This is a genomic window from Phyllobacterium sp. RCAM01083, assembly GCF_055685835.1.
The window spans coordinates 1,875,076-1,900,754 of the sequence record NZ_JBVFZN010000005.1 but is presented as its reverse complement, the minus strand read 5'-3'; the positions used below and the strand labels follow the sequence as shown (position 1 = coordinate 1,900,754).

Below are 25,679 nucleotides of genomic sequence, written 5' to 3'. Positions count from 1 at the left end.
TCACAATGAACCCAGCAAGGTATCAATCAGCTTTTCCGCGGCTTCACCGATCACGGTCCCCGGCGGGAAGATGGCAGTCGCGCCGGCCTTCAGCACGGCATCGAAATCCTGGGGCGGAATGACGCCGCCGACAATGATCAGGATATCGTCGTGCTCGCGCCGCTTCAGCGCCTCTTTCAGTTCGGGGACAAGGGTGAGATGCCCGGCTGCCAGCGAGGACACGCCGACAATGTCGACATTGCTCTCAATGGCAAGCTCCGCCACTTCATCCGGTGTCTGGAACATGGCGCCGACGATCACGTCGAAGCCGAGATCGCCGAACGCCGTTGCAATCACCTTCTGGCCGCGGTCGTGGCCGTCCTGGCCCATCTTGGCAACGAGGACGCGCGGCTTTTCGCCGGTGCGCTTTTCATAGGCGGCGGCCTTGGCCTGCACCCGGTCGATCACCGCGCTCTTGCCGACTTCCTTGCGGTAGACGCCGGAAATGGTGCGGATATCGGCGACATGGCGGCCATAGGCTTTTTCCAGTGCCAGCGAAATTTCGCCGACCGTTGCCTGGGCCCGTGCGGCCTTGATGGCAAAATCGAGGAGGTTGCCGGCGCCGGATTTGGCGGCGCTGGTCAGGGCGGTCAAGGCACCGTCCACGGCGGTCACATCGCGCGTGCCCTTGAGTTGCTGCAGCTTCGACAGCTGGCGGGCCCGCACCTCCGCATTGTCGATCTTCAGCACATCGATTTTGACGTCATCGACCGGCCGGTAGGAATTGACCCCGATCACCGGCTGCTGGCCGCTGTCGATGCGTGCCTGGGTTCGTGCCGCGGCCGCCTCGATGCGCAGTTTGGGAATGCCCTGTTCGATGGCTTTCGCCATGCCGCCGAGCGTCTCGATTTCCTCGATATGGGCGAGCGCCCGCGTCGCCAGATCGTGGGTCAGGCGCTCCACATAGGCCGAACCGCCCCAGGGATCGATGATGCGCGTGGTGCCGGATTCCTTTTGCAGGATCAGCTGGGTGTTGCGCGCGATGCGGGCCGAATGGTCGGTCGGCAGCGCCAGCGCCTCGTCAAAGGAGTTGGTGTGCAGCGACTGGGTGTGCCCCTGGGTCGACGCCATCGCCTCGATCATGGTGCGCATGATGTTGTTGTAGGGGTCCTGCGCGGTCAGCGACCAGCCGGACGTCTGCGAATGGGTGCGCAGGGAGAGCGAGCGCTCGTCTTTCGGGTTGAAGTTCTTCTTCAGCAGCACCGCCCAGAGCAGGCGCGCGGCGCGCATCTTGGCAACTTCCATGAAGAAATTCATGCCGATGGCCCAGAAGAACGACAGGCGCGGCGCGAATGTATCGATGTCGAGCCCGGCGGCGACACCGGCCCGGACATATTCGATGCCGTCGGCTATGGTATAGGCAAGCTCGAGATCGGCGGTCGCTCCCGCTTCCTGCATGTGATAGCCGGAAATCGAGATCGAGTTGAATTTCGGCATATTCTGCGAGGTATAGGAGAAAATGTCCGAAATGATCCGCATCGAAGGCTGCGGCGGGTAGATGTAGGTGTTGCGCACCATGAACTCTTTCAGAATGTCGTTCTGAATGGTTCCGGCGAGCAGTTTCTGGTCGACGCCCTGTTCTTCGGCGGCAACGATGTAAAGCGCCAGAATCGGCAGGACCGCGCCGTTCATGGTCATCGACACGGTCATTTCGCCGAGCGGAATGCCGTCGAACAATTGCTGCATGTCGAGAATGGAATCGATGGCCACGCCCGCCATGCCGACGTCACCGGCCACGCGCGGATGATCGCTGTCATAGCCGCGGTGCGTGGCAAGATCGAAGGCGACGGAAAGGCCCTTTTGGCCGGCCGCCAGATTGCGCCGGTAAAACGCGTTGGATTCTTCGGCGGTCGAAAAACCAGCATATTGCCGGATCGTCCAGGGCTGCTGGACATACATGGTGGGGTAGGGCCCGCGGATGAACGGGGCCGATCCTGGAAACGTGTCGAGGTGGGACAGGCCCTTCAGTGCCGCATCGCCATAGGCACGCTTGACGCGGATACCTTCCGGGGTTTTCCACACCGCTGCTTCGGGCTTGCGGGCAGACGCTTTGGGCTCTTGCCAGTCGATCTGGGTAAAATCGGGAACTCTCATTCTGCGGAAGCCTGCAATGTTTCATCGATGCGCGGGAAGGTCAGCGGCTCGCAGTGAACCACGCCGTCCGTCGGCAGCGACATATGGGGGGCATCAAGCACGGTCACTGGCCGCTCCTCCTTCGCAGGGAAAAGTGTCGTTCCGATGATCGCACGCGTGCCGGACCGGTATTCTTCGGTGCGCGCCGCCCGCGCCGCGATGATGCGCTGCTGGAAGCGGTCTTCGACCAGGCTTTGCAGGATACCGCCTTCCTTTTCCAGCATCTGGAATTCCTTCCATGCGGCCTCGCAAAGGGCGTCGGTCAGGGCTTCGATCGCACCCGAACCAGCTCCCGGATCGGCGACGAAGGCAAGGTTGCTCTCGTCCGCCAGTACCAGCTGGGTGTTGCGGGCAAGCCGCCGGGCAAACGGGTCGGGCAGGCCGTGGGTGATGGTGTGCGGCAGGACGGCGAGGCTGTCGGCACCGCCCACTGCCGCGGCAAAAGCCGCAATCGTGGTGCGCAGCGTGTTGGTTTCGCAGTCCTTTTTCGTCATCATCCGCATGGAGGTTTCCGCATGGATGGTTGCGGCAGACGGGGGAATGCCGCAGGCCTCCTGCAGGCGAGCCCAGAGGCGGCGCAGCGCCCGGAGCTTGGCGATGGACAGGAACTGGTCCTGATCGACGGCGATGGAAAAACCGATATGCGGCGCGGCGTAGACAATCGGCTGGCGCGCTTGCTCGAACAGGCGGAAATGGCCCGATGCGATGGACAGCATGGCGCCCAGCTCCTGCGCCTCCGTTGCACCGGCATTGTGGTAGACGCGGCCATCGGCTTCCAGCACGATCCCCGGCAGGTCGGTGGAGAAGAACCCGGCCAGCGACTGCGGCAGGGATGCCTTGAGCGCTGCCAGCGTCATGCGCAGGCGGCCGGTTCCGGCCAGCGTTGCCGCGGGATCGATCCCCAGGGAGAAGCTCAGTGTCTTCGGGTTGATGTTGCGCGGACGCATGTAATCGACGAACCAGTCGGCACAGGCGCGGCTTTTCGGATGCACGTCCATGCGCAGGTGGATCATCTCCAGATGCACGCCGCGCAGCACCTGATCGACCGCCTCGCGCGTTGACGGCAAACCGTAGCCAAACGCATTGGGCGCCCCTTCGAACACCAGCGAAATACCGGTCGCGCCGTTTTCCAGATCTTCCAGAAGCTGCCTGTTGGCGCGAACCGGGTCCGGGTCGTCGATGCGCTGGACGATATGCCATGGCTGCGCCGGATTGCGGCGCGGGGTCAGTTTGGCATTCTTGCGGCGTTCATACAGCGGCTCGATGGGAATGTTGTCGTCGGTCCGCGAGACGAGGGCCTCATGGAAATCCGCACCCTTCAGGGCCTTTTGCGCCAGTTTGACCCAGCCCTCGCGGTTTGCCGCGGCAAACGCCGTGTCCTTTAGGATAGACGCGTCCATGCTCACTCCCGGTCGAATCAAACCGGCTTTCCGCCGAATGAGATCATTTCGGCCGGAAACCGGCGTCACTGTTGGTTTTCGGTACGCAAAAACGCAATTTGCGTCAGGCCCGATATTTCCTGCCAACTTTAGGGGGTGTTATGCTGCTTCGCAATAAAACAAAACATAGGGCCCTGAGATATTGGGTCTGGAAAACCCGCTTCGGCTGGTCGATATGGTCCAGCTGTCGGCACCGTCGACGTGACGGACCGGTAAATCCCTGCTTTCGCGGGATCGATGCGGCCGGCAGCAGCCTCGATCCGGTTATTGATTTGACCGGCCGGGACCGCCGTCATTGCTGGTCCGGTAGCGGGGAATGAAGACCCGGCGGCCGTCTGACCGTGCCATTCCGGAACGTCCATTCCAACCCGGACGATTGCCGCGGTTGTCCCAGTAGCGCCTGCCATAATCGCGGCGGTAATAGTTCCGCCCGTAGTAGTTGCGCCCGTAATAGCTGCGTCCATAGCGCGGACCGCCAAAATAGACCGAATCATAGTAGCCGCCGTAGCCACCATAATAACCGCCATAGCCGCTATATCCCCGGTAGTAGGTACCTTCGACGCACCCGGACAGCGCCAGGCCCGAAAAGCCGATCACGGCTGCGACGATAAGAGACTTGATAGACATCGGATGTACTCCCGAACATCATACTTGTTTACTCAAACAAGTTCAGCCGTGAATGGTTCCTTAAATTCTTCTGCTGTTCCAGCATATTTTGTACGACAACACCCGATGCGCAGTCACAATTCAGCTGTTCCGGTAATCTATTGTGTTCTTTATAGAAAGTTGGCGTGCGGCCCCACGTCAAAATCAACGCGCCGCGCGCAGGAAAACATATTCGATCCCGTCAATCTCATCCATTTCCTCGCCGACTTTGGCAAAGCCCAGGCGCTGTACGATGCGAAGCGAAGGCGGGTTGTCCGGCGATACGGAGGCGGCAAAATGCTGGACGCCATGGACATCGCGCGCCCACTCCATGACGGCTTTGGCCGCTTCGGAAGCGTAGCCGTGGCCCCTGTCACTTCGGAAGATGAGATAGCCGAACTCGACGGCATTGCGCGCATAGGACTGCAGATAATCGGGATCGGGCCGGGTATGAAACCGGATGTGACCGATCATGCGCCGTTCCGCGGTCAATATGATCGCGCGCACGGACCATGGTAGATAATCCGGGTCTTCGTCCAGACGCATCCGGCCAGCTTCAAGCGCACCGGGGTCCTCAAGCAATTCGTGCGGTATGGATGTTCCGGTCATGCGGCCGGCGTGGGCGAGATCACCGGCCAGACAGGCGGTGACCGCATCGGCGGGCATGAGCCGAAGGGTGAGGCGGGGGGTGACGATGTCGTCGACGGCGGGTGCGGTACGGTCTGTGATCATGCGCAGCAACCTATCCGCCCGAATGAAGCTCATCAAGCGGGCAGCGGCCGGTCAGGATCGGATGGCAGATCCCTTGTCGAGTACGGCGCACAGCTGCACGAACTCGGTCGCCTCGATGGGCGTATCGCCGTTGATGTAAATTCTCGACACGTCCCGAAGCTGGGGAATGGCCATGCACGCCTGATCAACACTTGGATATTTGTGCTCTGTCGAAGCCAGATTGTTGTCGAGGGTGAGCACGATTGTTTCTGCGTCGCGATTGACATCAGATGGATCGATCACGGTCTGCTCCTGGTGCTCATTGACTTGCGAGCACCGATTTTACGGCAAACGGCAGCAATGCCAAGCTGCGAAAAACCTGCGCTGTGGATAACCTGCCTGCTGTCCATGTTGACATCGTCATGACCGCAACGAGCCCGGAAACAATCAAAGTTAAAAGGAAAGCCTATATATCCAATGCCTTAGACCGTTGAAAACTGGCTTCCACGATCGAGATCACGCCATTGTTCTGTCTCACCATCATTTTCAGATAAAGACGTGCGTTGCGGATCTGCATGTGGGCGAGGAACAATTTCCCGGCATAGGCACCGCCGCTATTGCTGCGCCATTCGCCCGTACCTTCCACGACTTTGACAGTGTCGGCTTTGGGCTTTTTAAACGTAGCAGCCCAGCCGTTGTTTGACATTACATTCAAAGACATGCCTGTTTTCGTGATTTCAATCTTGCAGGTTTTGCAATCGCCTGCGTTCGAGCCGATTTGTTGCCATTTTCCTTCGAATGACCCCGATTCTGCCTGTGCAGCAGTAACAAGCAGGAGGATGGCGGCTAAAGACAGAAACAGGTTGCGAAACATCGGTAGGCTCCAGTGGCTGCCGAGCAATCTATAGTCTCCATACCAATAAAAAATTGCAAGAAACGATGGTATTTTACGGATTGCGCCAAGAGCTAGGCGATGAGCGCTTCCGGCTTATTGATCTCGATCTCGACAAAGGCAATCGCATGCGGCGAACCGTTCATGACATCGTGCTTGATGCCGGACGGGCGCTGATAGGACTGGCCGGCGGCCAGCGGCACGTCGGTGATATCGGTTCCGTTGTGAATGCGCAGGGTTCCGTCCACCAGCATGACGACGAAATAGGGCCATCCATGCTCATGCCAGCCCGTGACGGCGCCCGGCTGAAAATCCCAGCGGGTTATGCGCACGGCATCATCGTCTTGCTGAACGGTCGGTATTGCGGGCAGATCGCACTGGAAGGCCAATTGTCATATTCCCGATTGATGGTGCAGTTTTCGTTGCCGATCCAATCCTGCCCGCGGCGGGAATGCAAGTGGCTTGGCCCGTTGTCACAGCCCGGGGCTGCAGGTTTCCGCCGTGCGGTCCTGTTGCCGTTGCTCGCGCAGTGCCGCCGCCGCATTCAGTCCGGCGAACAGGCACAGGGCCGCGCACATCAGCGCGACGGCCAGACTGAACGGCTTTCGCAGCGTTCTGGCGTGCAGCGCGAGGCCGGCGCCATACACCAGCAGGGCCGGCACGGCATAGAAAAGCACCTGAATCGGGCCGTCGCAATCCACGCCGTCGATGCCCTGCGCCTCGTATTCGTTGACGGGTAGTCCGCCCGCCAGAAGCGCCAGCGGCAATGCTGCAGCCAGTATGAAATATCCCAGCCATTTCAGACGGATGCTTGCCATGAACACTGTGATCTCAAGGAGCGCGAAGGGGATCCTGCAGGGAATGGGGCGGTACTTGGCCGGGCCCGGCTTGTTTCTTTGAGAACAGCGCAAGGGCTCCCAGAAGGGCAAACATAAGAACAAGCACGCCGATCACAAGGCATTTGTGTCTCATCAGGCATCTCCATTGTGACGTCGATGTGACTGTGGAACAGTTTTTTGGCAGCAATCGGGTCGCAGGTCAAATTCGGTCCGCTGGCGCGCGCCGAATGGGCGATGCAGACAAGAAAAAACCCGGCAGAACAGCCTTGCCGGGTTTTGGTTCAGATGGAAATCAGCGGCAGACGCGGACTTTTCTGACGATGATTCGGCCATGTACACGGTGCCGCTCCGTCCGGACGAAACAGTGGCGATTCCATCGGCGATAGTGACGCCGGTAACCCGGCCGGTAATCGACGTTCTGGACAACGCTGCCCGTCGTGCCGGAAGGGCTGGTGGTCTGGACCAGCGGTACGGAGAGCGGGGCCGCTTCGGACGGCGCGTTGAACGCCATCAGGGATGTAACGGCAATCGCAGTGGCAAGTATCAGGCTTTTCATGTTGAACCTCTGAGCTGTTGACACGACAACAATACATTGGCTTTGCGCCCGGTTCCCACATGACAAAAATTTTAGGTTCGGCGGCGCCGGGAAGGCACTGTTGCAATCCTAGGGCGAATCGCTGGCTTGCCACCCGGGCAGAGTGCGCTGTTCGTCCTCGGTCAGATCCACCGCAAAGGTGCCAATGGTCCTGTTTCCCTTGGCAAAGGCCAGGACCGACAGGAGACCTGTCACCAGGGCCGGGTCTTCGGCTTTCGGATAGATGTGCAATGCAAGGGTTGCCATATCGACCCACGCCCGTTCATAGGCGTCCATCAGCCATTCCGGGATCGGGGGATTGCGGTCATTGTTCAGGCGGGCCGCTTCAATGGTGGCGACAAGGGCAAAGGCGTTCCAATCCCTGAGCTTGAGTTGCCAGGCGATCCGCACGATTTCCGGGACGGCGGCATAGGCAGCCGTGTCCACATCCCCGTGATGATGCAGGTTTTCCCACAATTCGTCCCAGGCGAGGGTGAAATCCCCCTGTTCGAGGGCCTGAAGCGCATCGGACGGGTTGTAGAGATCACGATAGCCGCTGCGAAGTGTGTACCAGCGCTCATCGGTCCAGGCCAACAAACTCATGACTGTCCCCTGCATGTTTTCACCGGGTCAATCAATCGCGTTGTTCCGGCGAAAGCAAGAACGTCTGCTAATCCTGATAAATATAGGACGCACACATATCGCTGTTGCTGGCCGGCGCCTTGTCGCCGGTGAACACGGCAACCTCCGTCAGCCCTTCGCCTGCGCGCCAGGTGGCGACATAGGAAACATCGCCGGACCCGCACAGCCTGTTGCCGTTTTCCAGTTCGGGATCCGCAGGGGTTTCGACCTTGTAGACCGATGCGTTGAGATTCTTTCCATCGACAATGAAGTGGTCGCCGAGCAACGACGAAAAAGCCAGCGCCTCGCCATTGGCAAAGGTAATGCTGAAATCGTCCATTTCTATATCGCCGGTGATGCTCTGGGCCGTGTTGCTGTAGGCTGTATAGGTGTCACCATCGGCCCGTGATTGGCTGCCTTGGGCGGCGAGAATGAAAAAGGTGGCGGGCAGGAGATAAAGTAAGCGGTAATGCATGCGGGCCCTCCGGTCAAACCTGTCGGGATGGATCGCGATACTGCCGCACCCCTTCTGGACGATTTTGCAACAATCGTCTTGGCATTGATCTAATAGGCTTTTTCCGGCATCGCGCAAGCTCGAACGGCTGTCATCAAGCGCTTTAAAATTCCTTTTCGGTCTTCCTGCACCGGGGCAGGTGGCACCCGAAGGCACAACGAAAACCGCCATTTGCCGGGTTATCGCTTCGGCAAACGGCTGAAATCGTCAAAACTGCCCGGTCACACGCAACCGGCCGGGCAGCGGCTGTCAGCGGCGGATGGCTCGCCCGACACCGACCAGAATGCAGGCACCGATGAATCCGGCGATGAGATAGCCGATCCAGCCGGTCAGAACGATGCCGAACACCGATAGAATGGCATTGGCAAGAACCGCGCCGACGATACCCAGAATGATATTCATGACGATGCCTGTGTCGCTCTTCATGAACATCTCGGCCAGCCAGCCGGCCAGTCCGCCGATAATGATGGCTGCAATCCAGCCCACGCCTGCAGTTCCCATATCAATACCCTCCGTTGTGAACATTCACGATCATTCAAACGGCGGATCGCGCCGTTTGTTCCGCGCTGCAAAATCTATTTCCACTGTTTGCCCGGCCGCCAGTCGTCCTCGTCGTCCCGTTCACGCAGCCAGCGCCTGATTTCGCGGCAGCTACGCGGGCGGCCATCGCTGATCCGGCCGTCGGTGCAGGGGTCGTAGCGCTCCGGCCGTTCCCGGTAGCGGTCACGGCGCTCGAGCATGCGCAGGAGTTCACGGCAGCTGCGCGGTTTGCCGTCGCTGTAGCGGCCATCGGTGCATGGGTCCGTGTCGTACTGGACGAAAAGGGCCGGCGGCTCGGCCGCCATGGCGGGAGCAAGGCTCATCACGAGAGTGGCTGAGAGCAGGGCATGGCAGAAACGTCGCATGGTGGTTCTCCGGAACCGATGCGATGGGAGTGGCGAGAGGCATCGGTCCGCAACAGCAATCGGCGTGCACCATTGCCATAGCATTGCAAAATTATGGGCCGAGGTAACTTATTTGCGCGGTTTGCGGCGCGCGCCCGGCACGCCGCTGCCCGAAGATGCGGTCAGGGCACCAGGTAGTGCTGGCCCCATTCGTTCCTGGGGATTTTTTCACCGATGCGGTATTTGAAAGCGACGATTTCCATATTGTCGTCATTCGTCGCGCATTTGAATGCCAGGTGATACCATTCGCCCCGGCTGCGAAAGGCCGCGCCGCGCGATTTGATCGCGTGCTGGTCGACTTTCGGGTCGGCAAAGGCGTAGGCCAGCACCTTGTCGGGATTGTAGCCGTTCTGGTCCTTGCGGATGCGCTCCATCGCCTCCACATCGCAGCGCTGTTCGAGCCGGGTCTGCGGATCGAGTTTCTCGAGGCCGGTTTCCATTCTCGTGTCCATGGCAGCTGCCGATTGCAGGGACACGGCAAGAATGGCGCACAGCAGCGTTGGCTTTTTCATGGATGGGATCAGCCTTCTCTATCTGCCGGCGGGCCGTGCCCTTGGCAGCGATGTTGAGGAATCAGGCGGTGGCCTGCTTGTCGAATCGCGGGGAGAGGAAATTTGCCCAAAGCGGCAGGAATGTCAAAAACTTATGCCCGCCGCGCGGTTACGATCCATGTGCCCGTTCCAATGAAGACGCCGTCCGGTGCCGCATAGGCGGCAAGTTCGCGCCGGATGGCCTCCCAGGCGGCCTCTGCCTCGCCGGGAAACTGCCTGATATGCTCGCCGACAAAGCCGATCTTGAGGATGCTCAGCACTTCGTCGATGTCGCCGCCGCCGGTCGTCAGATCAAGCGGCGCGACACCGATGTCGGAAAAACCGGCCGCTGTCAGGACAGAGTGAATACGCTCCGGCCTTGCCAGCGAAAATGCGCCCGGCCCCTGGCCCGGCAGATCGGGGGCGGGAAGGTACCGGCTTGCAACCCGGATCGGCATTTCGAACCATTCCACCTCACGCCGGTCGCGCCAGCAGGCGAAGGCAAGCCGCCCGCCCGGTTTCAGCGCCTTGGCCAGATTGGCAAAGGCCGCGACGGGATCGTCAAAGAACATCACGCCGAAGCGCGAGAACAAGCCGTCGAACCGGGCCGGGCCGAAGTCATGGGTTTGCGCATTGGCCTCGATGAAACGCACATTGCCGAGACGTTCGGCGGCCGCCTCGGCGCGGCCCGTGGCCAGCATCGACGGGGAGAGGTCGGCGCCCGTGACGCTGCCATCCGGCCCCACGGCACGGGCCAGCGCCAGCGATGTGCGGCCGCAACCGCAGCCCACATCGAGGAAGGTCTCGCCCTGCCGCGGCGCGAGCGCCGTGATCGCCGCGTCGCCGATCGGGCCGAGCATCCGTTCCAGTGCGTCCTGCAGGACGATCCAGTTGTGCGACCGGCTGTCGTCCCAAACACCCGGTGTCCCTGTCTCCGGTTGGCTCGCATGGGGATCTGACATGGCAATCCTTGCTGTTGGCGGGCGCGTCACTGCTCCGCGGTCATTCGTCCGCGCCGAGATCGAGATCGGCAAGTTCCTTTTCGCCGGCGCTGCGGGCTTCCTGCTCGGTCCTGTAGGGGCCGATCTGCGGGCCGGCGTCACCATCGATCACCAGAACATAATACCAGCTTGTATCATTCTTCTGGCTGACGGCGACATGGCAGGTCTGTTCGTTGCTCATGGGGATTCTCCGGCCTTCGGCGCACGATCTTTCGCACGCCATTGGCGCAGTCGAAGCCGGGGAGTGTCTGGTTGCATGGCACAATTATGGGAGTGAAGTCATGAGCCGTCAAGGCGAGGGGCGGAGCCCGCAGGTTTCGGGTGGCGCGGTGCGGGCACGAAAGCCATTGATTGCCGCGCTGGCGTGGCTGTCATGCCGGCATTTTTGAAATCCAAGAGGCGATGATATGCATAGTTTGAATGGAAAAACCGCCATTGTCACCGGTGCCAGTTCCGGCATCGGCTACGAAACGGCCAAGCTGTTGGCGCGGGAGGGCGCCCGTGTGGTCGTTGCCGCACGGCGCGGGAATGAACTGGACAAACTGGTGGCGGAGATTGCCGGCGAGGGCGGTGAGGCGGCGGCGCTCGCGGGCAGCGTCGGCGATGCCGCCTATGCCAGGGCTCTGGTGGAGCTGGCCGAAGAAAAATTCGGCGGATTGGACATCGCCTTCAACAATGCCGCGACCAATGGCGAAATGGGCCCGACGCCGGATGTTTCGCTTGGCGGCTGGCAGGAGACCATCGACATCAATCTGACATCGGCTTTCCTGGCGGCAAAATATCAGTTGCCCGCCATGCAGAGGCGGGGCGGCGGATCGCTGATCTTCACATCGACCTTTGTCGGACATACCGCCGGCATGCCCGGCACAGCCGCCTATGCGGCCAGCAAGGCGGGGCTTATCGGATTGATGCAGACGCTGGCGGTGGAATTCGGGCCGCAGGGTATTCGCGTCAATGCACTGCTGCCGGGCGGTACCGATACGACCATGGCGGAAGCCTGGATCGACACGCCGGAAAAGCGTGCCTTTGTCGAAGGGATGCATGCGCTCAAGCGGCTGGCAAAACCAGCGGAAATAGCCCGTTCCGTGCTCTATCTGGCCTCGGATGCCTCCAGCTTCACCACGGGCACGGCCATGTTGGTCGATGGCGGCGTATCGATCAACCGGACATAGTGCCGGGCGTCGTTTGAGGTGACGGCGCGCACTTGGCTCACGGACATTTCTGGGTACATTTACCTATTCCATTGACACCCTGTTCCGTTCAATAAATGTAAGCATGCTGATGGTGAGTATGCGATCTGTCGAACTGGTCCCCCAAAGACGAAAGTGCCCAGACCGCATATGGAACGACTGTTGGCAGAGGCTCGGTGCTCTCCATGGTAGTGACATGCAATGGCCGGTGTCGAGCCTCACAATCTCTCTGTTTTGTCTTCCATCATCTGGCCACTGCCGGTTCGGGCAGTGGCCGGCAGGCACGTTTTCTCCAGCCGCCGCACCGCATTTACAGGTCGTTAAGCATGCAGGCTTATTCTTGAAGCCTTGGAGGGCGTATATTCCATGTTGGATGTGAAGGCTGATCCGATGATAAGCGACAATGACAACGACAGCATCTGGACCGATTTCGTCTGCCGCACCTGTGCTCTGGCAATCTTCATGGTTGGCGTTGCGATACCGGTTGCGTTCAAGCTGTTTATCTAACCCGACAGGTTTCATTGCCGATTTGTAATTTGACCCGCGCCGCGCCGGGGATCACCATGGCGGCGCTGGTTTGTCGTGGGGCCAGCATGGGGCTCGACGGCTGCCAGTCCTTCGAAATTAGCTGTTGTCGAGCCTCCTCCCATCTCTTGGGTCTATGGAGGCAGTATCGTCTGCACCAGCGCTGTTAACGTTACTCACAATAGAGCTATTCTAAAAATAACTGGAAAAGCGCATAACCAGCATCTCTCATACAATGTCATGAGACAATGTGAGGATAGCATGGTTGTGCGTGCCAGGATTACTTACGTCGATCCGCAAAACCACAGGAACAAGATATGTGTCCGGGCGCAGGGATGCAGTGAAATGGCCCACGCCCATTTTCAGGCTGCCGTGCGGCGATTGCGCCGGCGCATGCGGATGAAGATGCTTGTGGTCAACAGATAGCCACCTCATCGAGTGCCGCACGCAGGCGCGCCGTGGCAGGTTCCGCTTCGCCGGATGTCAGCGCCGAAAAACCCAGGAGCAGACCCTGGCGCGGCATTGCTGAGATATGCATGGGCGAAACCGGCATCACCTTGACCCCTCGAGCGGCACAGGCCGCCGCAACTGCCCGATCTGCCTGCCACGTTCCGGTGCTGCGGCTGACAAGATGAATGCCCTGGTGCGGGACCGCGACCGTCAGGTGATCGGCAACCTGCTCCTGCAGCAGTGCAACCAGCAGGTCGCGTGATTTGCGGTAGCTCTCCCGCAGCCGCCGCAGATGGCTGGAAAAATAGCCCTCCGCCAGGAAATCCGCCAGAACACTCTGCTGGAACGGGGGCGGAAAGCGGTCCAAAAACGGGCGTATGGCTGCAAACGCCGGCACGAGATCATGCGGCACAACGGCGTAGCCGACACGGAAACTTGGAAGAAGCGCCTTGCTGAACGTGCCGAGGTAGATGACGCGTTCGTTTTCATCCAGCCCCTGGAGCGAAGCCAGCGGCCTGCCATCATAACGGAACTCGCTGTCGTAATCGTCCTCGATGATCCAGCTGTGATTGTCGCGCGCCCAATTGAGCAGTGCGAGGCGGCGCGGCAGCGACATGGCTGCGCCTGCCGGGTATTGATGCGACGGCGTCACATAGATTGCACGCACCTGGCCGGATAGCGGAGGCAGCAGCGCCGTCTGCAGGCCGTTTTCATCGACCTCTATGCCTGTAAGTTCCGCGCCGTGCAGCGCGAATGCGTGGCGGGCGCCGGGATAGCAGGGGTCTTCCATCAAAATCCGGTCACCCGGCGTGACCAGGGTCCGGGCCACCAGATCGATGGCCTGTTGTGTGCCCGAGGTGATGAAGATCTGGCTGGCGTCGCAGCGGACGCTGCGCGAAGCCGTCAGATACGCCACGATGGCTTCACGCAGCTCTTCCTGGCCCTGCACATGGCGGTAATGGTCGCGGCTGAAATTCAGATGACGGGCCGAAAGCCTGCGCAGCAGCGCGCTCGTCCGTTCGTCGTGCACCACGCGGCCGGTGACGAACGGCACCTGCGTGCTGGTATCGAAGCTGCCTGCACTGGCGAGGGCGCGGCGGGCGGCTGCGGAAATGGTGCGCTCCGCCGGTTTCTCCGTCTGGGGTGTCTTCGGCGTCTGCTGCCGGGCAGGAATGCTGGCCGCAACGAATGTGCCCGCACCGTGCACGCCGCGCGCATACCCCTCGGTGATGAGGATGTCATAGGCCTCCGCAACCACGCCGCGCGAAAGCCCCCATTCCATGCCGGCAAGGCGCGTCGACGGCAGGCGCGAGGCGGGACGGATCTGGCCGGTCAGAATTGCCTTGCGCAGCGACAGGTAGAGTTGGCGCGTCACGGGTGAGGCGACGTCCCTGTCAATGAACGGCTGGAACGAATGCACGGGACTTTCACGCCGGCGCGTTTTGCGGGGAACGGCCATTTCCTCTCCCAAGTGGTCCACGCAGGCGGCGTGAAGTGGACCTGTATTTTATACAGGATTGCAGCTTTTATGAAGCCACTTATTCCTCCTCGTGCGAGTCAAGGCCATGCGCTTCACCACTGCGATTTTTCTGTTCCTCGGCACCTTGCTGACCTCCGCCGGTTATGGCGCCACCTTCCTGCTCAACGACTATTTCCACACGCTCGGCGGCAATGAAGTCGATACGGGCCTGGCGCTGGCGGCGGCCATGGCCGGTACCTTCGTCGGCGTGCCGCTTGTCGGCTGGTTTTCCGGCCGGGCCGGTGCCGCAAATCTGGCGGCCTGCGGCGCCTTGAGCGTCGCGGCGGGTTTTGTTCTCCTTGCGATGCTGACGTCCATCACGCCGCTGATCGCCGTTGGCGGGTTTCTCATTGGCCTCGGCTGGGGCACCTTCTATCTCGCGGCGCCCATGGCGGTCATTGAAAGAACGGATGATGCGGATCGTGCATTCTGGTTCACCCGGTTCGGTGCGTTCCAGATGGCTGGCATCGGCGGCAGTCCGATTCTGGCGGATTTTGCCATCCGCACGCTGCATTTTGCGACAGTCACGACATTCCTGATTGTCGGCGGCATTGCTCTTGCTGCCGCGGTCCTGCTTGCGGCCTTCCAGCGGGTGGCTGTGGCATTGCATCCGGCCAGCGGTTCACGCCGGTGGCTGCGCGATTTTCCTGCCATCAGCCGCACGGCGGCGATCTATCCCATTGTCATGGTTGCCCTTGGCGCCTGCGTCTTCTCCGGCATCCTGACATTCCAGACCGCGCTGGTCGCCGGTACCGCGGCACGGGCAAGCACATTCTTTGCCATTTATGCGGTTACGGTTGTCCTGTCGCGCTGGCTGCTGGCACCGCTGGTCAACCGGGCACCCAAGGAAATCAGTGCGCAAGTCCTCCTGTTCATCATGGTTCTTGGCATCATTGCCATGTTTGCCGTTCCGGCGAGTGCCGTGTTTCACGTGCTGGCCGCGCTGCTGCTCGGGATCGGTTATGGGCTCGTCTACTCCATCATCCAGACGCAGGCGGTCAACGACTCGCCTGCCGACCATCGCCCTGCCGCACTGACATGGTTCGTCCTGTCCTATTTTGTCGGGGTATTCGGCTTCCCGTCGGTCGGCGGCTGGATGCTGGTCCATGCGGGCAAGAACGGGCTTTTGCTGTTGATCCTGGCGTGCGGCCTGGCAGAGCTGGCGCTTGCCATGTGGACGGGCAAGATTGCCTACCGGTTCAACCAGGCTTCCATGCCCCGCGCCGCGGCGCGGCCGGTGGCAAAGCAGGCGGTCAGGAGGTAACCGCCGGTCGGTGCCTCCCAGTCCAGCATCTCCCCGGCGGCGAAAACGCCCGGCAGCGCCTTGAGCATGTATCCGTCATCGATGGCGTCCAGACGAATGCCGCCCGCCGAGGAAATGGCTTCGGCGATGGGGCGCGGGCGCAAGACCGCCAGCGGCGTGGCCTTGATCTGCCGCGCCAGCTTTTCCGGATCGGCGAGAGCCGCGGGAGGCGCGAATGCGCGCAGCAGGGCGATTTTCACGCCGTCGATGCCGGCGCCCTTGCGCAGGCGATTGGCGAAACTGGCCTTGTTGTCCTGCCGTGCCAGGTCCCTTGCCAGCCTTTCCACGCTCCGGCCCGGTGCAAGGTCGAGCGTAAGGGCGGCCCTGCCTTCGCGTTCGAGCCGATCGCGCAGACTGGCCGCATGGGTATAGACCAGACTGCCTTCGATCCCGTTCCGGGTGATGACGAACTCGCCGGGAAATGTACCGGCATCCGACGTTGCCGTGACGGATTTCACCGGCTGGCCGGCAAACCGCTGCGTGAACCTATCGTCCCACGCGACGTCAAAACCGCAATTGGCCGGACGAAATGCGGCGATCTCAACACCTTTCCCGCTCAGCCATGCGGTCCATGCGCCATCGGAACCGAGGCGGGGCCAGCTTGCACCGCCGAGTGCCAGCAGGGCGGCATCGCAATCGATGGTTTTGGGGCCTTCGGGCGTGTCGAAGGCGAAGCCGTTTTCGGCAAAGCCCGTCCAGCGATGCCGGGTCAGGATACGGACGCCGCGTGCCTCGAGCCGCCGCAGCCAGGCCCGCAGCAGGGGCGAGGCTTTCATCGCCGTCGGGAAAACCCGGCCGGATGATCCGGTGAATGTTTCCGTGCCGAGATCTGCCGCCCAGCGCTGCACATCGGCCGGTGTGAACCCGTCCACTGCCGGGCGCAACCGTGCCGATGCGGCGCCGTAACGGGTGACGAAGCGGTCATAATCTTCCGAATGGGTGATGTTGAGGCCGGATTTTCCCGCCAGCAGGAATTTGCGGCTGACGGTCGGCATGGCGTCGTAGACGGTCACGGCGTGCCCGGTGCCGGACAGCATTTCCGCCGCCATGAGCCCGGCGGGACCGCCGCCGATAATCGCTATTTTCTTACCCTGCATATGTCTGTCCGACGCCCGAAACCCTGCGCCCACTCATGGCGCGGACGCGCCGCAAGTGCAAGGCCATCCGGCCGGAGAACCGGGCTCTGTCGCGCCATTGTAATAAAACAGTTGCAAGACACGTTAACACTTTCACGCATATGGGCTTTACGGCTTCTATAAAAAATCGCTACAAGGGTGCGTCGTGCGCTATGCGCGACACTCGATACATCTGCCCTACGGAGGTTCATTATGGCCACAGGCACAGTTAAATGGTTTAATTCTACAAAGGGCTTCGGCTTCATTCAGCCTGAAGATGGCGGTGCAGATGTATTCGTACACATCTCTGCAGTTGAACGCGCAGGTCTGCGTGATCTCAACGACGGCCAGAAAATCAATTACGAACTGGTGCGCGACAAGAAGTCGGGCAAAATGTCAGCGGATCAGCTGAGCGCCGCTTAAAGCGTCGCCAGCGGGACCGCCGTCATGGCGGTCCGCGATGACAGACCGGAATGAAACAGGTCGGACGAAAGTCCGGCCTGTTTTCGTTTGCATGGCGGGAAAAGCGCTGCCAAACCAAGAAAAACAACCGCACTCTGGCGCTTTTGGCCATGTTGAGGCATCCTGTCAGGCGAGACTATGATCGTAGCAGGGGAGGACGCGAATGCGCTGCTTTACGGTACTTGGGCCCTCGCAGACCGGAAAATCCACGCTCGTGGAAAAACTCGGCGCGCTGGAGGGCGCGCCAAAGAAGTCGGTCTCGCCCTACGGGCTTAATCTGACGGAATTCACCTTCGGAAACGAGGCATGGTGCGCGCTGGACACGCCGGGTGGCAATGAAGCCCTGGCCCACGCGCAGGATGCACTGATCGCCAGCGATGCCTGTATCCTTTGCGTTTCGCCCGTGCCGGAAGAGGCGGTGCTCGCCGCCCCGTACCTCAGAGTTATCGAAGCGTCGGGAACGCCCTGCATCGTCTTTGTCAATCGCATCGATGAACCGCGAGGGCGGATACGCGATGTCATTGCCTCGCTGCAGGGCTATTGCAGCCATTCCCTTGTCCTGCGGCAGATCCCGATCCGCGAAGGCGACAAGATCGTCGGCACCTGTGACCTGATCTCGGAACGGGCCTGGCGTTATCGCGAAGGCCAGACATCCGCCCTGATCGCCATACCGGAAGGTGAGCTTGAACGGGAACACGAGGCGCGCGCCGAGCTGCTTGAACATCTCTCAGAATTCGATGACTGGCTGCTGGAAGAGCTGATCGAAGACCGCGAGCCGCCCAGTGACGCCGTCTTTGCCATCTCGTCGCGCGTGTTGCGGGAGAACAAGATCATTCCGGTCCTGCTTGGCGCGGCCAGCCACAGCAACGGCATGCTGCGCCTGATGAAAGCCCTGCGCCATGAAGCGCCGCCGGTCGATGCCCTGCGCAAGCGCCTTGCCGCGGCCAACAGCACGCCGGAAAATGCACTGGCAGCCGTCAGTTTTCATGCCTATCACCGCCAGAACATCGGCAAGACCGTGCTGGTGCGCGCGCTGAAGGAGGGTCTCAAGCAGGGCGCGCTTCTGGGCGGCGGGCGTCTTGGCCCAGTGCAGGACCCTGGAACCGGGCGCCCCACGGCGTCGGGAACCGCGGCGCCGGGCGATGTGTTCAGCACCGTCAAGTCGGATCACTTACCGGTGCCGTCCCTGCTGACAGTGGATGCAGCCATAGCGGCGCCGGAATGGACGACACCGCCCACACCCATGCTGGAGCGTATTCTCGTTCCCGAAAGCGAGCGGGACGAAACAAAGCTTTCCGAAACTTTGGCGAAACTGGTGGAAACGGACCGCGGGCTCAAGGTGGCGCAGGAAGAGGGCTCCGGTGCCCAGCTTGTCAGCGTGCAGGGGCCGGTGCATCTGCGCGACCTGTGCAAAACCCTGGCGGAGGTCTTCCACGTCAATGTCACCGACCGCATGCCAAGTCCGGTCTACCGGGAGACGATCTCCAAACCCGCCGATGTTCACTACCGCCACCGCAAGCAGACCGGTGGTGCCGGCCAGTTTGCCGACGTGAAACTGAGCGTGCATCCCAACGGGCGCGGCGAGGGCTTTTCCTTTGGCGAAACGGTGAAGGGCGGGGCGGTGCCGCGCAATTACATCCCCGCGGTGGAAGCGGGCTCGCGCGAAGCGATGGAGCGGGGCCCGCTCGGCCTTCCTGTCATCGATGTCGGCGTGATGCTGACCGATGGCCAGCACCATTCGGTCGACAGTTCGGAATTTGCCTTCCGGGCGGCGGCAAAAATGGGTGTCCGGCAGGCGTTGTCGGAAGCCTCGGCCGTGCTCATGCAGCCGGTCTTCCGCATCGAAATTCACATACCATCGGTCTACTCAGGTAATCTCGTGCCTATTGTATCCGCCTTCAAAGGACAGGTTCTGGGTTTTGACCGGGATGACAACACCAAGGGCTGGGACGTTTTCCGGGCGATGATCCCCGGCAGTTCGCTGGATGAACTGGGGCGGGCCTTGCGCTCCGCCACGCAGGGCATCGGCAGCTTTTCCAAGGCCTTCGATCATTTCGAGGAGCTTTACGGCAAGGAGGCCGACGCCATCGTCACGGCGCAGGCCGCGCACGCCCATTGAACCGGCACCGGGCCGCCTCGGCGAGACGGCCCGGTGCCCCTTTCACGATGGGGTGCCGCTGACGGAAGCGAAGAACGCTTCCGGGCTTTCCACCTCGACAAGGCGCCGTTTCTCGATCAGCCAGAACCGGTTGCCGACCGCCCGGACAAAGCTGCGGTCATGCGAGACCAGCAGGCAGCTGGCCTCATGCGCCATCAGTTCGGATTCCAGCGCTTCCTGCCCGTCAATATCCAGATGGTTGGTCGGTTCATCCAGCAGAAAGAAGTTCGGATTGGCCAGCCGCAGCACCAGCATGCCCAGCCGCGCCTTCTGCCCGCCCGACAGCACGCTGTTGGGCTTGTTCTGGATATCGATGCCAAGTCCGGCCCCGGCCAGAAGGGTGCGCGTGCGCTGGTCGCCGATATCGAACCGCCGGCTGATCGTGTCGAACGGCGTGTCGCGGTCCGGCAGGTCGGCCAGCGCCTGGTCGCCATAGCCAAGCACCAGCGAGGGTGTCGCCTTGACGGTGTCCGGCGAGCTCAGCGGATCGGTGATGGCGCGCCGGATCATGCCGACGAGACGCGACTTGCCGGTGCCGTTGGCACCCAGAAGCACGATCCGGTCGCCCTGGCATATCCATTTCCTGCCGGTTTTGAACAGCGGCGTACCATCCGGCGTCTCGACGGACGCATCGTCGAGCGTCACCAGCACCTTGGCGTGCGTGCCGCTGTTGGCAAGCCGGATCGTCCCGGCTGACCGTTCCTGATGGGCGGGCCGCGCGGCATCCTCCAGCTTTTCCGCCCGCTGCTTCAGCTGTTTCGTCTTCACAACCAAGAGGTCGCTGCCGGAATTGATGCCGATATTGTTGAGCTTGGCCGCCTGCTGGCGCAGTTGCTGCGCCACTTTCATATCGCGCTCGTAACGCCGCGCTTCCGCCGCGTCGATCTCGTCCAGCGCTACCCGGGCCCGCGTGTAGGGCAGGGCGAAGGCATGCGAATTCTCCGGCCGCAGGAACAGGGTCCTGTTGGTCGTCGCATCGAGAAAGGCCCGGTCGTGGCTGCAGATCACCACCGGCACATCGCGGGGAAGCGTGTTCAGCCAGTCTTCCAGCTGCGCGATCTTGGCAAGGTCGAGATGGTTGGTCGGCTCGTCCAGCAGCAACACATCGGGATCGGTCACCCAGACGCGGGCAATCAGCGCAAGCCGCTGCCAGCCGCCGCTGAGCTGGCTGACGGTGCGCTCGCGCAAGACATCCGGCACGTCGAGCGAGGCGAGCACGACATCGACGCGCCAGCTTTCGGTCTCCTGCTGTTCGGCGGACAAGGCCTGCAGGACCATGTCGTAGAAGGTGGTGCTAAGAAGAGCGTCCGGTACGGCCTGCTCGACATAACCGATACGCAGGCCGCGCGTGCGGGTGATGTCGCCGGTGGTGGAATCGAGCGTTCCCGCGAGACAGCGCAGCAGGGTGGACTTGCCGCGGCCATTGGCGGCAACGATGCCGAGCCGGTCACCCGCGCCCACGACAAAACTCAGATTGGTGAAAAGCGGGGCTCCAAGGGTGACGCCGAGGTTTCTTACATTGATCAGTGCCATTTTATTCTCTGGTCTGCCGGGCCATGTGCTGCGACGCAGTTCTCTTCTGCTGTCGTCGGTGCACGAAACGGTGAGGTAACCGTGTTGGCTCGGTGGGTTGTGAAGAGACGCAAGGCCGCTCAAAAAGCGAGCAGACGCTGCGTGACCACGAAGGGCAGACCTGGAATGGGTATGGAAAGCTGTTTCCGGTCAGCCCTGCAAACGTATCTGCAGGGCGTTGACGGGGCCACGCTGGCGATGATGCCGGAAGAACGTATTCATGCGCAGCCCTCCTTTCCTGAATTGAGCTGCGTGCTCAATAACACCAGTCGTAATAAATGTCTATTGCCTTGGCATAAAACATTAAAGCCAGACCTTAGCGCGTGGCCATGCGTGAGAACGACGACATGCGTTCCACCACGACGAGACGCGAGACTTCACCGCGCTGGAACGCTTTGAGGAAGCGGCGATAATCCTTGAAAACCACGCATCCGTTCGAATCGCCGCGCGGTCCCAGCATGTAGGTATGGGCGAGCAGGCCGTTGCGGCCGAAGGCATTGCGGCCGTCGACCGGTGTCAGGCGGATCGCCGCGACACCGTGGAAAAGCTGTTCGCGCATGGTCAGATTATAGGTATGCGGCGGTGTCGGCCCGCGGTTCGACTCGCGCGTATAGCGGGGATTGTCCAGCATGTGTCCCATGCCGGAATGCGCTTCAAGCCGTTCGCCGTTAGGCAGGTAAACCGTGCGCGCCGAGATGTCATAGACAGCGACACCGTTGCGCGAACCGCCGAACAGCGATCCGAACAGGCTTTTCGACCTGGGCATGGCTTCGATGGCTGTATCATCCGGGCGGATGGAAGCCATCTTCACGTTAGGCCGCTGTTTTGCCGGGGCGGTGGGGGCTGCAGGAGCGGTCCCGGCAGCCAGTTTCGGCCGCTTCGAAGGGAGCGGAACGTCAACCGTGTCCTGCGTATCATCGGAAGAGGCCGCATCGTCCGGCGCCACGCTGGCGGTCTTTCTGTCCGGCGCATCTTCCGGCACGGGCACGGCCACTTCAAGGTCCGGCGCGAGCGGCCCCATCATCGGGTTGCTCTCGGTTGCAGAGGGTGCGTAGCTGGCGAGGATCGGTATTTCCGGTTCGTGGCGGCGCTTGTCCACGAGATCAGGCTGGGCGCTGAACGGATTGTCCGATGCCGTGGCCAGGGCCGCGCCTGCCGCGGCGATCTCCAGTTTTTCCCGGTCGGGGGCGTTGGCGGGCAGCGGTATGGAACCAACCGGCCTGCTGTCGAGCGCCGGCGCGGATCTGCCATTTGCTGCCAGCGCCAGGGCGCTGTTCACCATTGCGGCGCGGATTGCGTTCTGCACCTCGGCGTCGACCGGTCCGGATGGCGTGTTGAGAAGCGCGGTGACGTCGGATTCGGACAATGGCGATGTCTCAAGCATCACCAGTGCGGATGCGGGCTCGGCGAAGGCATCGTCATGGCTGACCACGACGCGGTCGGCTGTATTGGCGTTTTTGGCGTCCGTCGGTGCGCCGTGGGGAATGCGATGCCGCAATTCGGGATTGAGTGCTGCGAGTGCGGCGCTGCTTGGCCTGCGGACCTTCTGATTGTTCGGGTCGACAAGCGCGATGCTGTCAAGCGCATGGGAGCCATGGTGCAGCACCGCCGGGCTTGCGCCCAAGGAGGCCACCATTTTCTGCGTCGTGCTCACGGTTGCCAGAACCCACACGGTGGCGGCAATGCCGACGCCGATGGCCAGCGCGCTGACAAGCGCACCGCGCGGTTTGCCCACGCGAAAGGCCGAAGGGTTAAAGGAACCAGCCTGCCTGAATGTATCGGTCGCGAACGCCATCGTACTCTTTTTCCAAACGCTTACTCAAACCTGCGACTGCCCCGAAGGGGTCCGCCACGGCCAATACCAACCATCAGGCACGGAACACGCGTGTCTGGCGTCAATTGCCGACTGCCTGGGAGCATGAAGAATCTTGGTTACTAATTTCTTTATGTATCGAGGTCTTGTTGATCACGAATTGCCACAGTGCCGAAAAGAACATTGTTGATAATGCGCGTTTGGAACCATATCCGCGCGCTGCCCGCATCGATCGCGTCTTGCGCAAATGATGGCGGAGCCTATTAATGAAACCCTCGGGTTTCATCTTTCCTCAAAAGTTAATTTCGAGAGGACATATCCATGGAAAACGGTTCAAAAAAGGCCATATTATGGCTACTTGCGATTCCCTACATCGGACTTCTCTGGGTTCCCTTCTATAATTCCCGCGAACCGGAACTGCTCGGCTTCCCCTTTTTCTACTGGTATCAGCTGGCTTTTGTGCCGTTGACAGCTTTCGTGACGTGGATCGTCTACCGGAGTGTGCGCTATGACGACTAATCTTGATCCGGTTGCCGTTTCGGTTTTTGTCTTCTTTTTCGCCCTTGTCACGGTGCTCGGATTCATTGCTTCCCGCTGGCGGGCGCCCAAGACCATGGCGCATATCGATGAATGGGGCCTGGGCGGCCGCAATTTCGGCACTTGGATCACCTGGTTTCTCGTCGGCGGCGATTTCTACACCGCCTATACGGTGATCGCGGTTCCGGCGCTGGTCTATGCGGTCGGCGCCTATGGCTTCTTTGCGCTGCCCTACACGATCATCGTCTATCCCTTCGTCTTCATGGTCATGCCGCTCCTGTGGAAACGGGCCAAGGACAATGGCTACGTGACTGCCGGCGATGTGGTATTCGGACAGTACGGCTCGCGCGGGCTGGAGCTGGCGGTGGCGCTCACCGGCGTCATCGCAACCATGCCCTATATCGCGCTGCAGCTGGTCGGCATGGCTGCCGTGCTGCAGGCTTTGGGCTTGACCGGCGAGCTGCCGCTGGCGGTCGCCTTCGTCATCCTGGCGCTTTACACCTATTCGGCGGGCCTGCGCGCGCCCGCGCTGATCGCCTTCGTCAAAGACATCATGATCTATATCGCGGTGATCGCCGCGGTGGCGCTGATCCCGTCGAAACTCGGCGGCTATGCCAATGTATTCGCCTCGGCGGATGCGGCCTTCAAGGCCAAGGGCTCCGGCAATCTGCTGCTCGGTGGCAACCAGTATGTGGCCTATGCGACGCTGGCGCTCGGTTCGGCGCTGGCGGCCTTCATGTATCCGCATACGCTGACCGGCATCTTCGCGTCGAACAGCGGCAACACCATCCGCAAGAATGCGGTGATGCTGCCGGCCTATACGCTGCTCCTCGGCCTGCTTGCCCTGCTGGGCTATATGGGCCACGCCGCCCATCTCAATGTCTCCAGCCCGAACCAGGTGGTTCCGGCGCTGTTCCAGACCCTGTTCCCCAGCTGGTTCGCCGGCTTTGCCTTCGCCGCCATTGCCATCGGCGCGCTGGTTCCCGCCGCCGTCATGAGCATCGGCGCGTCCAACCTCTTCACCCGCAATTTCTGGAAGGCCTATGTCAATCCTCAGGTGACGGATGCGGGGGAGGCGAAGGTCGCCAAGGTGACATCGCTGATCATCAAGATCGGCGCGCTGCTGGTTATTGCCTTCCTGCCGACGCAGTTTGCATTGGACCTGCAGCTGCTCGGCGGCATCTGGATCCTGCAGACATTGCCGGCGCTGGTGTTCGGGCTCTATTCAAACTGGTTCCGTGCACCGGGCCTGCTGGCCGGATGGCTCGTCGGCTTCTGCGGCGGCACTTATCTGGTGTGGATCAACGGCCTGAAACCGCTGCAGGCCATCAGCCTCGGCGGCGCACCGTTCACGGTCTATATCGGGCTGCTGGCGCTGGCTGCCAATGTTGTCGTGGCGGTGCTGGTCAATCTCGTCACGGTCCCGGCACGCAAGCCTGCGTGAGGTAACGAGCAGAAATATGCGGTGCGTGGTTCGACAAGCTCACCATGAGGGAAGCTTGTGGGCTGCAATCAAACCACCTCCCTCATGGTGAGCTTGTCGAACCACGCACCGAGGGAATGGCCAAACAAAAACGCGCGCCAGGAGGCGCGCGTTTGACATGCTGGTTGTGAGCGGTCGCGCCGCGTGTCTCAGACGAACTGGCTGAGGCCCGGGATCGAATTGACGACTTCGTCCACCACGTCGCTGCCCGCCTTTTCACGGGCAAAGGCAATGGTTTCCTTGGAAATGCCGGAGATTTCGCTCATGCCGAGGCCAGCGCCCATCAGCTTGGAGCCGAGGCCCATGACGCCGGGCATCAGGCCGGACAGGAAGCCGCCGCCGGAATTGGCTTCGGCAATGGCCGCATCCGCGCCGGGGATGCTGCTGATCAGGTCGGTTGCCTTGGCCGGGCCTTCCTTCTGCAGGAAAGCAAGGATGAGGCCGACGGCCTTCTTTGCTGTTTCCGGATCGGTGCCGACATTGGCGGTAATGCGCGCGATAAGTTCGTCCATGAGCCTAATCTCCCGTGTGTCATGAATTACGTTTACGTAATATGCGGATATCATCCGCCTTGCAAGCCACTGCGTCAATCTGGATCAGCCGGCATGACATTCTTCAGGCGGCGCCGCTCCCGTTGTGGCACGGGAAGATGACACAAAAACGTCAGCAA

General features: G+C 61.2%; 28 protein-coding genes. 7 read left to right on the top strand and 21 right to left on the bottom strand.

Going from position 1 to position 25,679, the window contains the following annotated elements; translation table 11 throughout:
- From scpA to ACZ25R_RS16085, 16 genes are all read right to left on the bottom strand, one after another.
- Positions 1-2,133, bottom strand: coding sequence for a methylmalonyl-CoA mutase (gene scpA / locus ACZ25R_RS16160; protein WP_472461547.1), 2,133 nt, complete (start codon positions 2,131-2,133; stop codon positions 1-3).
- Positions 2,130-3,572: a methylmalonyl-CoA mutase subunit beta gene (locus ACZ25R_RS16155; protein ID WP_472461546.1), complete on the bottom strand. Its 1,443-nt coding sequence runs from the start codon at positions 3,570-3,572 to the stop codon at positions 2,130-2,132. The genes scpA and ACZ25R_RS16155 overlap by 4 nt, the downstream gene beginning before the upstream one ends.
- Positions 3,573-3,875: 303 nt before the next feature.
- Positions 3,876-4,238 (bottom strand): hypothetical protein, encoded by a 363-nt coding sequence (locus ACZ25R_RS16150; RefSeq protein ID WP_472461545.1) that lies wholly within the window; start codon positions 4,236-4,238, stop codon positions 3,876-3,878.
- A 183-nt stretch (positions 4,239-4,421) separates the two neighbouring features.
- Positions 4,422-4,988, bottom strand: coding sequence for a GNAT family N-acetyltransferase (locus ACZ25R_RS16145; protein WP_472461544.1), 567 nt, complete (start codon positions 4,986-4,988; stop codon positions 4,422-4,424).
- 51 nt (positions 4,989-5,039) lie between these two features.
- On the bottom strand, positions 5,040-5,270 hold the full coding sequence (locus ACZ25R_RS16140; RefSeq protein ID WP_204276690.1) for a hypothetical protein: 231 nt from the start codon (positions 5,268-5,270) through the stop codon (positions 5,040-5,042).
- Positions 5,271-5,433: 163 nt separating this feature from the next.
- Entirely contained in the window at positions 5,434-5,841 is a 408-nt protein-coding gene (locus ACZ25R_RS16135; RefSeq protein ID WP_472461543.1) for a hypothetical protein, read from the bottom strand.
- Between the two features lie 92 nt (positions 5,842-5,933).
- A complete protein-coding gene (locus tag ACZ25R_RS16130; protein WP_472461542.1) occupies positions 5,934-6,248 on the bottom strand; it encodes a cupin domain-containing protein in 315 nt (104 codons plus the stop codon).
- A gap of 84 nt (positions 6,249-6,332) precedes the next feature.
- Positions 6,333-6,677 carry a hypothetical protein gene (locus ACZ25R_RS16125; protein ID WP_472461541.1) on the bottom strand — a complete coding sequence of 115 codons (345 nt, stop codon included), beginning with the start codon at positions 6,675-6,677 and terminating at the stop codon, positions 6,333-6,335.
- A gap of 313 nt (positions 6,678-6,990) precedes the next feature.
- On the bottom strand, positions 6,991-7,254 hold the full coding sequence (locus ACZ25R_RS16120) for a hypothetical protein (protein WP_223611436.1): 264 nt from the start codon (positions 7,252-7,254) through the stop codon (positions 6,991-6,993).
- Positions 7,255-7,362: 108 nt separating this feature from the next.
- On the bottom strand, positions 7,363-7,875 hold the full coding sequence (locus ACZ25R_RS16115; protein ID WP_464663010.1) for a hypothetical protein: 513 nt from the start codon (positions 7,873-7,875) through the stop codon (positions 7,363-7,365).
- Positions 7,876-7,942: 67 nt separating this feature from the next.
- Positions 7,943-8,368 (bottom strand): hypothetical protein, encoded by a 426-nt coding sequence (locus ACZ25R_RS16110; RefSeq protein WP_472461540.1) that lies wholly within the window; start codon positions 8,366-8,368, stop codon positions 7,943-7,945.
- Positions 8,369-8,656: 288 nt separating this feature from the next.
- Positions 8,657-8,908 (bottom strand): GlsB/YeaQ/YmgE family stress response membrane protein, encoded by a 252-nt coding sequence (locus ACZ25R_RS16105; RefSeq protein WP_223611432.1) that lies wholly within the window; start codon positions 8,906-8,908, stop codon positions 8,657-8,659.
- A 74-nt stretch (positions 8,909-8,982) separates the two neighbouring features.
- Complete coding sequence (locus ACZ25R_RS16100; protein WP_472461539.1) at positions 8,983-9,312, bottom strand: hypothetical protein; 330 nt, start codon at positions 9,310-9,312, stop codon at positions 8,983-8,985.
- Between the two features lie 161 nt (positions 9,313-9,473).
- Entirely contained in the window at positions 9,474-9,863 is a 390-nt protein-coding gene (locus tag ACZ25R_RS16095) for a DUF930 domain-containing protein (protein WP_464663013.1), read from the bottom strand.
- 131 nt (positions 9,864-9,994) lie between these two features.
- Positions 9,995-10,843, bottom strand: coding sequence for a class I SAM-dependent methyltransferase (locus ACZ25R_RS16090; RefSeq protein ID WP_472461538.1), 849 nt, complete (start codon positions 10,841-10,843; stop codon positions 9,995-9,997).
- A gap of 40 nt (positions 10,844-10,883) precedes the next feature.
- Positions 10,884-11,063, bottom strand: coding sequence for a hypothetical protein (locus ACZ25R_RS16085; protein WP_472461537.1), 180 nt, complete (start codon positions 11,061-11,063; stop codon positions 10,884-10,886).
- Between the two features lie 226 nt (positions 11,064-11,289).
- On the opposite strand from ACZ25R_RS16085, the gene ACZ25R_RS16080 reads away from it, so the two are divergent.
- Both ACZ25R_RS16080 and ACZ25R_RS16075 read left to right on the top strand, forming a co-directional pair.
- Entirely contained in the window at positions 11,290-12,054 is a 765-nt protein-coding gene (locus tag ACZ25R_RS16080) for an SDR family oxidoreductase (RefSeq protein ID WP_472461536.1), read from the top strand.
- Between the two features lie 384 nt (positions 12,055-12,438).
- Positions 12,439-12,579, top strand: a complete 141-nt coding sequence (locus ACZ25R_RS16075; RefSeq protein ID WP_223611426.1) for a hypothetical protein — start codon at positions 12,439-12,441, stop codon at positions 12,577-12,579.
- Between the two features lie 433 nt (positions 12,580-13,012).
- Here ACZ25R_RS16075 and pdxR read toward each other — a convergent pair whose 3' ends face one another.
- Complete coding sequence (pdxR, locus tag ACZ25R_RS16070) at positions 13,013-14,506, bottom strand: MocR-like pyridoxine biosynthesis transcription factor PdxR (protein ID WP_472461535.1); 1,494 nt, start codon at positions 14,504-14,506, stop codon at positions 13,013-13,015.
- 106 nt (positions 14,507-14,612) lie between these two features.
- Here pdxR and ACZ25R_RS16065 point away from each other — a divergent pair, with 106 nt between their 5' ends.
- Complete coding sequence (locus ACZ25R_RS16065) at positions 14,613-15,830, top strand: MFS transporter (protein ID WP_472461534.1); 1,218 nt, start codon at positions 14,613-14,615, stop codon at positions 15,828-15,830.
- Here ACZ25R_RS16065 and ACZ25R_RS16060 read toward each other — a convergent pair.
- The gene (locus ACZ25R_RS16060) at positions 15,758-16,966 is read right to left on the bottom strand and encodes a TIGR03862 family flavoprotein (protein ID WP_472461533.1); all 1,209 of its coding nucleotides are present in this window, start codon (positions 16,964-16,966) and stop codon (positions 15,758-15,760) included. The genes ACZ25R_RS16065 and ACZ25R_RS16060 overlap by 73 nt on opposite strands.
- A gap of 231 nt (positions 16,967-17,197) precedes the next feature.
- On the opposite strand from ACZ25R_RS16060, the gene ACZ25R_RS16055 reads away from it, so the two are divergent.
- The gene (locus ACZ25R_RS16055) at positions 17,198-17,407 is read left to right on the top strand and encodes a cold-shock protein (RefSeq protein WP_162700345.1); all 210 of its coding nucleotides are present in this window, start codon (positions 17,198-17,200) and stop codon (positions 17,405-17,407) included.
- Between the two features lie 202 nt (positions 17,408-17,609).
- Entirely contained in the window at positions 17,610-19,565 is a 1,956-nt protein-coding gene (locus tag ACZ25R_RS16050) for an elongation factor G (RefSeq protein ID WP_472461532.1), read from the top strand.
- 42 nt (positions 19,566-19,607) lie between these two features.
- On the opposite strand, the gene ACZ25R_RS16045 is transcribed toward ACZ25R_RS16050, so the two are convergent.
- Both ACZ25R_RS16045 and ACZ25R_RS16040 read right to left on the bottom strand, forming a co-directional pair.
- Entirely contained in the window at positions 19,608-21,137 is a 1,530-nt protein-coding gene (locus tag ACZ25R_RS16045; RefSeq protein ID WP_472461531.1) for an ABC-F family ATP-binding cassette domain-containing protein, read from the bottom strand.
- A 355-nt stretch (positions 21,138-21,492) separates the two neighbouring features.
- Positions 21,493-22,971 carry a DUF2778 domain-containing protein gene (locus ACZ25R_RS16040; protein WP_472461530.1) on the bottom strand — a complete coding sequence of 493 codons (1,479 nt, stop codon included), beginning with the start codon at positions 22,969-22,971 and terminating at the stop codon, positions 21,493-21,495.
- Positions 22,972-23,310: 339 nt separating this feature from the next.
- Here ACZ25R_RS16040 and ACZ25R_RS16035 point away from each other — a divergent pair, with 339 nt between their 5' ends.
- Positions 23,311-23,508 carry a DUF3311 domain-containing protein gene (locus ACZ25R_RS16035; RefSeq protein WP_223611419.1) on the top strand — a complete coding sequence of 66 codons (198 nt, stop codon included), beginning with the start codon at positions 23,311-23,313 and terminating at the stop codon, positions 23,506-23,508.
- A complete protein-coding gene (gene mctP / locus ACZ25R_RS16030; RefSeq protein WP_223611418.1) occupies positions 23,498-24,970 on the top strand; it encodes a monocarboxylate uptake permease MctP in 1,473 nt (490 codons plus the stop codon). The genes ACZ25R_RS16035 and mctP overlap by 11 nt, the downstream gene beginning before the upstream one ends.
- A 188-nt stretch (positions 24,971-25,158) precedes the next feature.
- On the opposite strand, the gene ACZ25R_RS16025 is transcribed toward mctP, so the two are convergent.
- The gene (locus ACZ25R_RS16025) at positions 25,159-25,521 is read right to left on the bottom strand and encodes a DUF2267 domain-containing protein (RefSeq protein ID WP_403170800.1); all 363 of its coding nucleotides are present in this window, start codon (positions 25,519-25,521) and stop codon (positions 25,159-25,161) included.
- Positions 25,522-25,679 lie beyond the last annotated feature (158 nt).